The sequence below is a fragment of the Rhodococcus sp. NPDC003382 genome (genome assembly GCF_053589135.1).
Window position 1 is genome coordinate 47272 of sequence record NZ_JBSFRH010000029.1, and the last position, 11825, is coordinate 59096.

14 protein-coding genes are annotated in these 11825 nt (G+C 69.5%); 2 read left to right on the plus strand and 12 right to left on the minus strand.

Features of this window, described 5'->3' with window-relative positions; genetic code table 11:
* Positions 1-57: 57 nt before the first annotated feature.
* From hemC to ACWDUD_RS19645, 4 genes are all read right to left on the minus strand, one after another.
* Positions 58-1077, minus strand: coding sequence for a hydroxymethylbilane synthase (gene hemC / locus ACWDUD_RS19630; RefSeq protein WP_450110358.1), 1020 nt, complete (start codon positions 1075-1077; stop codon positions 58-60).
* On the minus strand, positions 1074-2495 hold the full coding sequence (locus ACWDUD_RS19635; RefSeq protein WP_450110359.1) for a glutamyl-tRNA reductase: 1422 nt from the start codon (positions 2493-2495) through the stop codon (positions 1074-1076). The genes hemC and ACWDUD_RS19635 overlap by 4 nt, the downstream gene beginning before the upstream one ends.
* A complete protein-coding gene (locus ACWDUD_RS19640; RefSeq protein WP_197250584.1) occupies positions 2492-3361 on the minus strand; it encodes a redox-sensing transcriptional repressor Rex in 870 nt (289 codons plus the stop codon). Before ACWDUD_RS19640 ends, ACWDUD_RS19635 begins: the two co-directional genes overlap by 4 nt.
* Before the next feature lie 159 nt (positions 3362-3520).
* Positions 3521-3811: a glutaredoxin family protein gene (locus tag ACWDUD_RS19645; RefSeq protein ID WP_248674864.1), complete on the minus strand. Its 291-nt coding sequence runs from the start codon at positions 3809-3811 to the stop codon at positions 3521-3523.
* Positions 3812-3960: 149 nt separating this feature from the next.
* Here ACWDUD_RS19645 and ACWDUD_RS19650 point away from each other — a divergent pair, with 149 nt between their 5' ends.
* Positions 3961-4965 carry an HAD family hydrolase gene (locus tag ACWDUD_RS19650; RefSeq protein ID WP_197250586.1) on the plus strand — a complete coding sequence of 335 codons (1005 nt, stop codon included), beginning with the start codon at positions 3961-3963 and terminating at the stop codon, positions 4963-4965.
* Between the two features lie 18 nt (positions 4966-4983).
* Here the strand turns inward: ACWDUD_RS19650 and ACWDUD_RS19655 are convergent, their stop codons facing one another.
* The 7 genes from ACWDUD_RS19655 to ACWDUD_RS19685 all read right to left on the minus strand — a co-directional run bounded on the left by ACWDUD_RS19655 (position 4984) and on the right by ACWDUD_RS19685 (position 10387).
* A complete protein-coding gene (locus ACWDUD_RS19655) occupies positions 4984-5982 on the minus strand; it encodes a lysophospholipid acyltransferase family protein (protein ID WP_197250587.1) in 999 nt (332 codons plus the stop codon).
* Entirely contained in the window at positions 5979-7046 is a 1068-nt protein-coding gene (locus ACWDUD_RS19660; RefSeq protein WP_197250588.1) for an NAD-dependent epimerase/dehydratase family protein, read from the minus strand. Before ACWDUD_RS19660 ends, ACWDUD_RS19655 begins: the two co-directional genes overlap by 4 nt.
* Before the next feature lie 280 nt (positions 7047-7326).
* The gene (locus ACWDUD_RS19665; RefSeq protein ID WP_003402602.1) at positions 7327-7428 is read right to left on the minus strand and encodes a 30S ribosomal protein bS22; all 102 of its coding nucleotides are present in this window, start codon (positions 7426-7428) and stop codon (positions 7327-7329) included.
* Between the two features lie 197 nt (positions 7429-7625).
* Positions 7626-7865, minus strand: a complete 240-nt coding sequence (locus ACWDUD_RS19670) for a helix-turn-helix domain-containing protein (protein WP_197250589.1) — start codon at positions 7863-7865, stop codon at positions 7626-7628.
* 145 nt (positions 7866-8010) lie between these two features.
* Positions 8011-8829, minus strand: coding sequence for a pyrroline-5-carboxylate reductase (gene proC / locus ACWDUD_RS19675; RefSeq protein ID WP_197250590.1), 819 nt, complete (start codon positions 8827-8829; stop codon positions 8011-8013).
* A 65-nt stretch (positions 8830-8894) separates the two neighbouring features.
* On the minus strand, positions 8895-9740 hold the full coding sequence (locus ACWDUD_RS19680; protein ID WP_450110360.1) for a thioesterase family protein: 846 nt from the start codon (positions 9738-9740) through the stop codon (positions 8895-8897).
* A complete protein-coding gene (locus ACWDUD_RS19685; RefSeq protein WP_197256669.1) occupies positions 9737-10387 on the minus strand; it encodes a MerR family transcriptional regulator in 651 nt (216 codons plus the stop codon). Before ACWDUD_RS19685 ends, ACWDUD_RS19680 begins: the two co-directional genes overlap by 4 nt.
* Before the next feature lie 101 nt (positions 10388-10488).
* Here ACWDUD_RS19685 and ACWDUD_RS19690 point away from each other — a divergent pair, with 101 nt between their 5' ends.
* Entirely contained in the window at positions 10489-10905 is a 417-nt protein-coding gene (locus tag ACWDUD_RS19690; RefSeq protein ID WP_197256651.1) for a hypothetical protein, read from the plus strand.
* Here ACWDUD_RS19690 and ACWDUD_RS19695 read toward each other — a convergent pair.
* Entirely contained in the window at positions 10864-11817 is a 954-nt protein-coding gene (locus ACWDUD_RS19695; RefSeq protein WP_197256649.1) for a sugar phosphate isomerase/epimerase family protein, read from the minus strand. The two genes, ACWDUD_RS19690 and ACWDUD_RS19695, sit on opposite strands and share 42 nt — an antisense overlap.
* Between the last annotated feature and the right edge of the window lie 8 nt (positions 11818-11825).

Consider the following 11825-nt stretch of genomic DNA (forward strand, 5'->3'; position numbering starts at 1 on the left):
TTCTCCAGTGCGATCAAATCTGCGGTATCGGGAAATCGGAAACGGGAAGGCAGGGCGTCAAACATCTGCTGCACTTTCTTCTGCCGGTCTGCCGGCACCTTCGTCGGCGGCCATGAGGTCGCGGGCTCCGAGGTCGAGCAGCTCCCGGGCGACGGCGCGACCGAGCTCGGTGGCACGCTCGAGCGGTCCGACCGCGCTCGCGCGGATCGCGTCGGAACCGTCGATCGCGGCGGCACAGCCACGCACCGACAGCTCCTCGAACACCCGGCCGTCGTCGTCGAGGGATTCGACGACCTCGGCGAGCGCCCCGACGGGCGCGGTGCACCCGGCCTCGAGTTCGGCGAGCAGTGCACGCTCGGCGTCGACGGCGGCGCGGCTGGCCGGGTCGTCGAGCTCGGCGAGCACGGCGATCATCTCCGGATCGTCGGCACGGCACTCGACGGCGAGTGCCCCCTGCGACGGTGCCGGCAGCATCTGCACCGGTTCGAGGGACTCGGTGATGCGGTCGGTCCGGCCGATGCGGGAGAGACCGGCGCGGGCGATGACGATCGCGTCGAGCTCGCCGGATTCGACCTTGCCGAGCCGGGTGTCGATGTTGCCGCGCAGCGGCTGGATGTCGAGGCCGAGACCGAGCGCGGCGAGCTGCGCGCGGCGCCGCGGCGCCGACGTGCCGACCTTCGATCCGGGCGGCAGTTCGCCCAGCACCAGGCCGTCCCGCGCGACGAGCGCGTCGCGGGGATCCTCGCGCGGCGGGACCGCGGCGATGACCAGGCGCGGATCCTGGAAGGTGGGCAGGTCCTTGTACGAGTGCACGGCGAGATCGACCTCGCCGGCGAGCAGCGCCTCACGCAGTTCGGCGGTGAACACGCCGACGCCGATCCGCTGGACCGGGCCTGCGGTGACGTCGCCCTTGGTCGTGATGATCACCAGCTCGGCGGGATGCCCGGCGGCGATCAGTGCGTTTCTGACGGTGCCCGCCTGCGTGGTCGCGAGGAGGCTGCCGCGCGTTCCGATACGCAACGTGCGGCTGCCGGCCCGGTCGTCGCTCCGGGTGACCGATGCGGCCTCGGCGCTCATGCCTGCCTGTCCTTTCGTGGAGTCCGCAGCTCCGTTGTGAGGGCGGGATCGAGAGCTGCGGACAGGTCGATGCCGACCGGCTCCGCCAGGGCACCCGGTTCCTTCGTCATGGGCATGGCGACGGCCTCGACCGCACCCGGTCGCAGTTCGAACAGTTCGCGCAATGCCTCGGCGTACTGGTCGCCGCCGGGAGTGGAGGCCAGTTGTTTCACGCGCACGGTCGGCGCGTGCAGGAGTTTGTCGACGACGCGACGGACGGTGCGCGCGACCTCGCCGCGTTCCCCCTCGTCGAGATCGGGCAGCCGGGATTCGAGACGCATCAGCTCGGCCTCGACGACCTCGGCGGCGCGCTGCCGCAACGCGGTGACGGTCGGGGTGACCTCGGCGAGACGCTGAGAGGTCAGGTAGTCGGACAGTTCGGCGGCGACGATCGCGCGGGCGGCCTCGGCATCCGATGCGGCCGCGCCGGCGGCGGGATCGTTCTGCAACGCCTCCATGTCGAAGACGGTGACGTCGGGAAGACCCGAGACGGACGCGTCGACGTCGCGCGGCAGGCCGAGGTCGCAGATGACGAGGGGGCGGTCCGATCCGCGGCCGGGCTCGGCGAGCGCGCGGTGTGCGTCGGCGAGGGTCACGACGGTTCCGACCGCGCCGGTACAGGTCACCGCGACATCCGCGCGGGCGAGTGCGGACGCGAGATCACCGAACGCGACCACCTCGGCCTCGACGCCGTTGCCGCGGGCCGTTTCGGCGAGTCGTTCGGCGCGCTCGCGCGTGCGGTTGGCCACGATGATCCGCCCGATCCCGGCCCGGGTCAGATGCGCGACCGCGAGACCGCCCATCGCACCGGCACCGACGACGGCGGCGGTGCGGCCGGCGAGACCACCGAGCCGGGCACCGGCCTTGTCCAGCGCGACCGACACCACCGAGGCGCCGGCGGCGTCGATACCGGTTTCGCTGTGGACGCGCTTGCCGACGCGCAGCGCCTGCTGGGCGAGTTCGTGCAGTGCCCGGCCCGCGGCCTGCTGCGCGTCCGCGCTGGCATAGGCGGCGCGGATCTGGCCGAGAATCTGCTGTTCCCCGACGACCATCGAGTCCAGGCCGCTGGCGACCGAGAACAGGTGCTCGGCGGCGGCCTCGCTGTACCGCACGTAGGCGTGCCGGTGCAGATCGGACAGGGTCAGACCGGAATGCTCGGCCATCAGTGCGCTGACGTCGGCCAGGGCGCCGTGGAACGCGTCGACGACCGCGTAGATCTCCACCCGGTTGCAGGTGGAGACGATCATCGCCTCGGAGATGTGCCCGGAGGACATCATCTTGTCGGTCAGCTTCGGTCGGTCGGTGTCGGTGACCGCGACCTTCTCGAGCACTGACACCGGGGCACTCCGGTGCGAGATCCCGACGAGGAGAACACTCACGGCGCGATCACCGATCCGTTTCTTGTCACGGTCGAACCCAGCGGGCCCGACTTCCCGGACGAGGCCCGGTGCGGGGCGCTCGTTGCCTTCACCGCGGTAGCGCGGGAACTCATCGGCTGCCCCATTCCGGTGGGACGTGCGTCCCCGGCAGCGTGTGCGAGTTCGTCGTTGCGGGCGCTGTTGAACGAGAGCACCTGCATCTCGACGGAAAGATCGACGCGGCGGACCTCGACGTGTTCGGGCACCTCGAGCGGCGTCGGAGCGAAGCTCAGGACGCTGCGCACCCCGGAACGGACCAGGACGTCGCACACCTGCTGGGCGGCCTCACCGGGTGTCGCGACGACCCCGATGGTCGCGCCGAGTTCGCGGGCACCGGACTCGAGGCCGTCGACGTGGCGGATCGTCAGATCGCCCACACGGGTGCCGACGATCTGCGGATCGGAGTCGAACAGGCCGGCCATGGTGAATCCGCGGCGGTCGAAACCCGGGTACCGGGCGAGCGCACGACCGAGATTGCCGACGCCGACCAGCACCACGCGGTGTCCCTGGTCCAGGCCGAGCGCGTTCTCGATGCGCGCCTGCAGGCGCAGCACGTCGTAGCCGACGCCGCGAACCCCGTTGGGGCCGAGGAACGACAGGTCCTTGCGGAGTTTGGCGGATCCGACCCCGGACGCGGTCGCGAGTTCCTCGCTCGAGACGATGAGCGTCCCGGCGTCCGCGAGCCCACCGAGGACCCGCAGATAGGTCGCGAGACGCGTCACAGTAGCCTGAGGGATGTCGCGCACCGGAACTCCGGGAGAGGCACCCCCGCCGCCCCCGGCGTTGTCGCGGGCGTCGTCGCCCTGCGGGGGGTGCAGCTCTGTCACGTTCGTGGCTCCTCGTCCGGCCGACGGATACACGTCGGTCCTCACGGTGATCCGGGGTTTCGTTCACACCACGGTAACCGCTTGTGAAGCCATGCACAAAGTTGCTCGAAGGGCCCCGAATGTGCTCGCTACCTGCGCGACGGACCGCGCCGACCGTGGTCAGCGAGCGAGATCGGCCCTGAGTCGCGGCTCGTCCACCTCCCAGTAACTGTGCTCGCGGCCGTCGAGCAGAACGACCGGCAACCGGTCCCCGAATTCGGCGCGCAGCTCGGGATCCGTTGCGGCAGCGGCGTCGACGTCGACGCATGTCGGAGTGAGCCCGAACTCCTCGCACACCTGCTCGAGCCGAGCGCGTGCGGGCGCGCACGCGCCGCAGCCGGCGCGGACGAGGAGAGTGACTTCGTGGGCGGGTGCGGAGGCGCCGGCGGCGTCCTGTCGAGGCTCTGTCATTCCCCTACTGTGCGCCATCGCCGGTCGAGATGAACGTCACACCCGGTCCGTGCGTTCGCTCCCGCCCGGAATGCGGTCCGGTCGCGGGCTAGGCTGGGCGCGTCGTCCGTTGCCCGCGGCGACACGGCCGTCGTGACACGGAGGTGCGAGTGCCTGGACGTTCATTGCCGTACGGGTGGGGAATCGGCGAGTTTCTGTCCGGCCTCATCCGACCGGGACGCCGCCGGTGGTTCAGCAAGTTCGGTCCCAGCGAGGCCGAGGTGCGCGCGAACCTGGCCGGTGAGGCCAGCGCCGACGCCGCACTGGCGCTGCACGAGGCGCGCGCCGAGGCCGAGGTCGAGGCCGGGATCGAAACCGAGGCCGCGACCCCCGCGCCGCGCGATCTGACCGCGGCGGCGTTCTTCGACGTCGACAACACGATGGTGCAGGGCGCCTCGATCATCCATTTCGCCCGGGGTCTGGTCGCGCGGGACTACTTCCGCAAGACCGATCTGCTCGAGTTCGCCTGGCAGCAGGTGAAGTTCCGGGTCACCGGCAAGGAGAACTCGAACGACGTCGCGAGCGGCCGCGAGAAGGCGTTGTCGTTCGTGCAGGGACGGTCGACGGAGGAACTGCGCCGCCTGGGAGAGGAGATCTACGACGAGATCATCGCCGACAAGATCTGGCCGGGCACGCGCGCGCTCGCGCAGATGCACCTCGACGCGGGCCAGCAGGTGTGGCTGGTCACCGCGACCCCGGTGGAACTGGCCGACGTCATCGCCAAGCGGCTCGGGTTGAGCGGCGCCCTGGGTACGGTCGCCGAATCGAAGGACGGCGTCTTCACGGGCCGGCTCGTCGGCGACATCCTGCACGGGCTCGGCAAGGCGCACGCGGTGCGTGCCCTGGCGATCCGGGAGGGCCTGAACCTCAAGCGGTGCACCGCCTACTCCGACAGCCACAACGACGTGCCGATGCTGTCGCTGGTGGGTACGGCCGTCGCGATCAATCCCGACGCGGACCTGCGGGAACTCGCCAAGACCCGCGGCTGGGAGATCCGGGATTTCCGGACCGCCCGCAAGGCCGCGCGGATCGGTGTGCCGACCGCGCTGGGGATCGGTGCGGCGGGCGGAGCGCTCGCGGTCCTGCTCGGGCGGCGGCGGGACCGCGCCGCGTAGTTCCGGTTCCGGTGCGCGTCAGCCGAGGAAGACGTTGCGGCGCCGGGTGAGCAGCTTGTACAGCGTCTGCTGAATGGTCTCCCGCACGTGGTCGGTGACCTCGAACAGCACCATCGGGTCGTCGGCGGCCGCGTCGTCGTACACGTCGGTGGTGATCGGGGTGCCGAACTCGATGTACCACTTCGACGGCAGCGGCACGAGGCCGAGCGGACCGAGGGCCGGGAACAACGGCGTGACGGGGAAGTAGGGCAGGCCGAGCACCCGCGCGAGCGACGTGAGGTCGGCGATGTTCGGGTAGATCTCCTCCGAACCGACGATCGAGCACGGCACGATCGGGGCGCGCGTCTTCAGTGCCGCGGACACGAATCCACCGCGGCCGAACCGCTGCAGCTTGTACCGCTCGCGGAACGGTTTGCCCAGGCCCTTGTAGCCCTCGGGGAACACCGCGACCACCTGGTCGTCGCGCAGCAGCCGCTCGGCGTCCGGGTGGCAGGCGAGTGTGTGGCCGGCCTTGCGGGCGACGTTGCCGATGACCGGCATGTCGAAGGCGAGGTCGGCGGCGAGCATCCGCAGCGGCCGGTGGGCCTGGTCCCACACCGCGACCGAGGTCATCAGCGCGTCGAGCGGCAGGGTGCCGGCGTGATTGGCGACGACGAGGGCGCTGCCGTCGGCGGGGATGTTGTCGATGCCACGGACCTCGACGCGGAACCACTTGTCGAACAGCGGCCGCAGCACCGGCATCACGACGTGCTCGGTGAAGTGCGGATCGAATCCGAAGTCGTCGACGTCGTAGTCACCGGTCATGCGGCGCCGCACGAACTCGGCGGTCCCGGTGACCTGCTCGATCAGGGTCCGGCGGAGGTCGTCGAGGAAACCGTCCGCCGGGGTGTGCTGTTTCGGCAGATCGAAGGGCTCGAGGTCGCGGCCGGCGGGATGACCGCTGCCGGGTCTCGCACCGCCGCGGCGCTGCGCATTCGGTCCGCCGTGCAGCGGAATGACCTTTGCAACCTGCGTCATCGCGCCTCCGTCCTCTCTCCCAGTGCGGAGAGCACCATCGATTCGGCTCGATCGACCCATTCGGTCTTCACGATGCGGCTCAGCCCGATGCTGCGGGCGAAGTCGTCGAGTGCGTCCATCGTCGTCCAGCGTGGCTCGAACCCGAGTTCGGTACGCATCCGGGTGGTGTCGAGTCCGCAACCGAAGTGGAAGTAGTCGAGTTCTTCCTTGGTGAACGATTTCATGACGGATCCCATGAGGGCCTGTCCCGCCGTGCGGAAGAGCCCGTACGGCATGGGAACCGGGATCCCGCCCGCGCGGCGGACGGCCTGCGAGACCATCACGACGCCGTCCCCGGCGATGTTGAAGGTCCCGGCGGGACCGGCGACGGTGGCTCGTTCGAGTGCGCCCAGCGCATCCTCTTCGTGCAGCAATTGCAGCCGGGCGTCGCGCCCGAACACGGTCGGCACCAACGGCGAGGTCAGATATGTGGACACCGAACCGGGCATCCGGTTCCCGACGGTCGGGGCGAGCCGCAGGATCGTGGTCGAGATGTCGCTGCGCCGGCGGGCCAGACCCCGCAGATAACCTTCGATCTCGATCATGTCGCGGGCGAAGGCGCCGGTCGGCCGACGACGGGCGCTCATCTCCTCGGTGAACTTGGCGGGGTCCTTGGCGCTGGATCCGTACACCACCGACGACGACCGCAGCACCACGCGCCGGACGGACGGCACCTTCTGGCACACCGCGAACAACTGCATGGCACCGAGGACGTTCATGTCCTTCATGGCGGTGCGGCTACCGGACTTGGGGGCCTTGGTCACCGTCGACGCGTGGACGACGGTGTCGACGTCCATGTTGCGGATGACCTTGCCGATCAGGGGGTTCCGGATGTCGGCGAGGACGAACTCGGCGCGGCCCATGCGGCGGAGCATGTCCTTGGTGGGCGACTGGGTGTCGACCGCGATGACCCTTTCGATCGCCGGATTCTGAGCGAGCCGGGTGACGAGGAATCCGCCGAGGAAACGGCTGGCACCGGTCACCAGAGCTACCTTCGGCGGCTCGATGTCAGCAGTCGAAGTCACGCACAACCCCCTGTTTCCAGACCTACCGGCTCTCCGGACCCCACGTGCTCGGCGAACCGGCGCTCGTCATGTCGGCAGACCGACCTCGTGGTGTCGACCGAATCGACTCGTATCACGGAACGACTCTCGCGCGGTATGGGTCCCAACAATACGGTGAGTTGCGCGACACCGCATTACACAGAGGTCAACACTCTTCCCGAAGTCCGCACAACGGACGAATCACCCCCGGAATGCCGGATGCCCGCCACCGAAACGGTGACGGGCATCCGGAATGTCGAAATTACTTGCCGAGTTTACGACGCTGAACGCGCGTACGGCGGAGCAGCTTGCGGTGCTTCTTCTTCGACATGCGCTTGCGGCGCTTCTTGATCACAGAACCCATGGTGGGCTTCCCTCGTTCTCTCTATCGGTCCTGCGCACGCCGGTGACGTACGCCTGTATGTCGACGCTGGGCCCCGTGGTGACGAGCGCAGCGCCTTACGACACCGGCTGGCCGGTACGACGACTTGCAATCGTACCGGGGCGAATCCGCCGAACGAAAACGAGGTCCGCTCCGCTCGTCGATGCGCCCGACGACAGTTACCCGACGTCGAAGTACGAAGTCTCCAAGTAGTCGTGAACGGCCTTTGCGTGGACGCGGAACGACCGTCCCACGCGCACGGCAGGCAGCTCGCCACTGTGGACCAACCTGTACACGGTCATCTTCGATACCCGCATCAACGCCGCAACCTCGGCCACGGTGAGGAACTGGGTGCCGGCGAGGACCGACTGTCCGTCCTGAGGCTGTTGCCCCTTCGACGGTGTGTTTCCAGAAACCATTGGACACCTCCGGCACGTCCCGCGCCGCCGGCTTCCCCTCCGGCGGAACAGACACGCACGTGCTAATCCGAGCTTAGCGTGACGATTGGTTCCTGTGCGACGGTGCGGACGACGAATTTGACACGCCGTCCGATCCGTCCGTGTTCTACTCTCCGGTTGAGCCGAGCTGGGCCGACCGGTTGCGGGCTGCGGTCAGCGCCTCGTAGAAGGCAGTGCGCACCCCGTGGCGTTCGAGTTCGCGGACGGCCGCCGCGGTGGTTCCGCCGGGCGAGGTGACCGCCGCGCGGAGGTCCGCCGCGTTCTCCCCGGAGCGGTCGAGCATCGCCGCCGAACCGGTCATCGTCTGGACGACCAGTTCGGTCGCCACCGCGCGGCTGAGGCCGAGCGAGACACCGGCGTCGATCATCGCCTCGGCGATCAGGAAGAAGTAGGCCGGACCGGAACCGGACACCGCGGTGACCGCGTCGATCTGGGATTCGGGGACGACCGTCACGGTGCCGACGGACGACAGGATCTCGCGCACCAGCTCGAGGTGGTCGGCCTTGGCATGCCGGCCCGCAGCGATGACGCTGGCACCCTCGCCCACGAGCATCGGAGTGTTCGGCATGGCCCGCACGACCGGGAAGCCGGCGGGCAGCTTGTTCTCGTACCGCGCGGTGGGGATCCCCGCCGCCAGCGACAGCAGCAGTTGTTCGCGATCACCCTCGAGGTCCGCGTTGGCCAGGTCGTTGAGGACGGCGTCCACGTCACCGGGCTTGACCGCGACGACCAGGACGTCGGCGCCTTCGGCGGCGTCCGCGACGGAGCCGGTCACGCGGATCGAGTACTCCTGGGCCAGCGTCTCGGCTCGGGCCGGGAACTTCTCGGAGACGACGAGGTCCTTCGTCGCGAATCCACCCTGCAGCAGGCCCGAGACGAGGGCCTCGCCGATTCTGCCGCCACCGATCACCGCAATTCTCGTCATGGCCGTAAGCCTGCCACGCCGCCGGAACCGGGCCTAGGCCGCCCTACCGGGCGGAGAGCCCCTACTTACCGGGGCATCATCGCGAGCTGGCGACTCTGCACCACGACGGCACCGGTGGAGTCCACGACGGTGTGGTCCTCCTCGAACCACGTGCTGCCGAGCACTGTGCTGCTCGCCATGACGCGCAACCAGCCCGGCTGCGGAAGCCGACGCAGGTATGCGGTCAGTTGCACGGTCGGCGCCCAGCCGAACCGGCCGAGGTTCATCGCGACCGGCGCGGAGATGTCCCCCGCCATGAGCGCGAACAGCGCCGCAGTGTCCCGGTCGGCCTCGTCCTCGGGTCGCGGACGCGCCCACATCCGTACAACCGGGTCGCCCTGTCGCCCCGCGAGGAAGTGCGCGCTCGTCTCGTCGACGCACAGGTCCGCGCCGCCACTCACGTTGACGATCTTCCCCATCGGATGCTCCGGCGTCACCAGGGTGGATCCGAGCGTCGGTTCGACCGGCAGATCTGCGACCGGTTGCGCCGCGGCGAACACGTCGTCGCCCTCGTCGGGGCAGCCGAGGGTGATCGAGGCCCGCACGGCCACGCGGTCGCCCTGCACGAGTTCGACGTCGACGAGGGAGACCTGCTTACCCTGCTTGCGGACCGTGGTGATCAGGTCGACATCCCCCGCGTCCGGTGCCGCCACGAACGAGGCGCTCACGGCGAGAGGCTGAATCGCGCTGTCGCCGGTGTCGTCGGCGAGCAGCGTCCGGCGCGCGGCGGCGGCGCACACGGCGAGCATGCAGCCGCCGTGGACCTTGGGCCCGATCGTCCAGGTCGGATGGATGTGGGCGCGCCATCGGCCGTCGCCGAGGGCGTCGACGGTGGTGAGGTCGCGGAACGGGTGGGGGCCGAGCTCGGTCACTGCTGCTCCTGTCGGGGGCGGGGGTCGTCGAAGAAGATGCGGGACGCGAGGTCCTGGTGGGCGAGCCGGCGCATCGCTGTCAGCACCGGCTCGTAGAGGGCGGTGCCGAGGACCGCGGCCTCCACGGTGTCCTGACGCGATCCGGTGGGCAGCAGCGCGAGCTCGAGCTCGGCGATCCCGCGGATGTGCCGGCCGTAGACGTCGATGCGTTCGTCGGTCATCGGCAGCCCGGCGGCTTCGAGCGTTTCGAGCGCGCGTTCGAGCTGGGCGACGGCCGCGAAGCGCGGATCGTAGATCTGGCCCAGACGTTCGAGGACGCGCCGGGCCCGCGGGTGGTCGCGGGTACCGGGGTCGCCGGTTTCGGTGTCCGGCGCATAGGGCGGCAGCGCTTCGATGGCGCGCCCGAGGACGGTGAACAGCGGGTCGTCGCGGTTGTCGATCAGGTCGACGACGATCTTGACCTGGTTCAGCGGCAGCCCTCGGGTGACGAGCGCGCGGACGAGGGCGAGACGCCGCACGTGCCGTTCGTCGTAGCGCGCCTGGGTGGCGCTGGTGGTCTCACCCGGCATGAGCAGGCCTTCGCGCAGGTAGTACTTGACGGTCGCGAGCGGCACTCCGGTGCGGGCGACGAGTTCCGAGATTCGCATGTTCACCTCCGATCCTTGACACCGGATACTATAACTATCCAATATTGGATAGTTATAGTATCCAATGATTTCCCGGCCCGGCAGATCAGCGAGGAACCCTCATGAATCCCGTGCTCACCATCGTTCTCGGCATCACCCTGCTCACCGTCGTCGGCATCGCCTTCGGCGGCACCTTCCTGCTCCGCGTCGGCAACGGCAGTGTTCCGGCGAACGACCTGCAGAAAACGTTCTTCCGGGCGGGCCACGCGCACGCCGGTGTCCTCGTGACGCTCGGCGTCCTCGTCGCGGTACTCACCCACGTCGCCGGCACCTCGACCGTGTGGGGGACGACGGGCGCGATCGCCGTGCTGACCTCGGCAATCCTCATCCCGGCCGGATTCTTCCTGTCCGTTCTCGGAGCCGACCCGCAGCGACCGGGACGGATGTTCACATCCGTGTGGGCGGGCGCGGTGTCGCTGGTCGCCGGGCTGGTGATCTCAGGAGTCGCGGTCCTCGCCGCGGGCATCACCGCTCTGTGAACCCGCCTCGATCCGCGCGATCGCCGCGGAACGCGGCTGCACCGGACCCGCGGTGATCGCCCGGCGGGGCGCCCGCTCCAGATGTTCGCGCGCGAACTCGAGCGCCCGCCGCAGCAGGACCGTCCGCTCCGCCCGGGTGCGGGCGCTCTGCGTGCTCACCTCGAGCACCACCTGCCCGGCGAAGTCGCTGTCGGCGAGCCGGCGGCAGATCTCCTCACACGGCTGCGTGCCGTCACCGGGCAGCAGGTGTTCGTCGAGCGACGCACCGCGACCGTCCGCGAGATGCAGGTGGGCGAGCCGCTCCCCCATCCGGTCCGCCAGCGCCGTCGCATCCATACCCGCGGTCGCGGTGTGCGACAGATCCAGCGTGTAGTTCGCGTAGCCGGTGTCCGTCGGGTCGATCGACGGACTGTACGCCGACACTGCCCGCCCGGGACCTCCGCGACGACGCATCCGTTCGGCGCTTCGGCTGCCGAAGAAGGCGTCGGCCCGCATCGGGTACATGTTCTCGACCGCCACCGACACGTGGCTGCTCTCCTCGAGCCGCGCGACCTGGTCGGAGAACCCCTCCGCGTAGCGGCGCTGCCAGCGGAACGGCGGGTGCACCACGACCGTCCGCGCCCCCAGTTTCTCGGCGGTCCGGACCGACCGATCGAGTTTGGCCGCGGGATCGGCGCCCCACACGCGCTGGGAGATCAGCAGGCACGGGGCGTGCACGGCCAGCACCGGCATCGCGTACTTGCGGATCAGCGACTGCACCGAACCGACGTCCTGGCTCACCGAATCGGCCCAGACCATCAGCTCGACGCCGTCGTAGCCGAGGTCGGCCGCGAACCGGAATGCCGCCTCGGTGTTCTCCGGATACACCGACGCGGTGGACAACCCGACCAGGATCCGTTGCGCCGTCCCCATACCGGTGC

Coding starts and splice junctions, on each gene's coding strand:
- proC (WP_197250590.1), bottom strand. CDS start 8,829: ATGACGAGAATTGCGGTGATCGGTGGCGGCAGAATCGGCGAGGCCCTC.
- ACWDUD_RS19695 (WP_197256649.1), bottom strand. CDS start 11,817: ATGGGGACGGCGCAACGGATCCTGGTCGGGTTGTCCACCGCGTCGGTG.
- ACWDUD_RS19645 (WP_248674864.1), bottom strand. CDS start 3,811: ATGACAGAGCCTCGACAGGACGCCGCCGGCGCCTCCGCACCCGCCCAC.
- ACWDUD_RS19665 (WP_003402602.1), bottom strand. CDS start 7,428: ATGGGTTCTGTGATCAAGAAGCGCCGCAAGCGCATGTCGAAGAAGAAG.
- ACWDUD_RS19670 (WP_197250589.1), bottom strand. CDS start 7,865: ATGGTTTCTGGAAACACACCGTCGAAGGGGCAACAGCCTCAGGACGGA.
- hemC (WP_450110358.1), bottom strand. CDS start 1,077: ATGAGCGCCGAGGCCGCATCGGTCACCCGGAGCGACGACCGGGCCGGC.
- ACWDUD_RS19685 (WP_197256669.1), bottom strand. CDS start 10,387: ATGCGAATCTCGGAACTCGTCGCCCGCACCGGAGTGCCGCTCGCGACC.
- ACWDUD_RS19690 (WP_197256651.1), top strand. CDS start 10,489: ATGAATCCCGTGCTCACCATCGTTCTCGGCATCACCCTGCTCACCGTC.
- ACWDUD_RS19655 (WP_197250587.1), bottom strand. CDS start 5,982: ATGACGCAGGTTGCAAAGGTCATTCCGCTGCACGGCGGACCGAATGCG.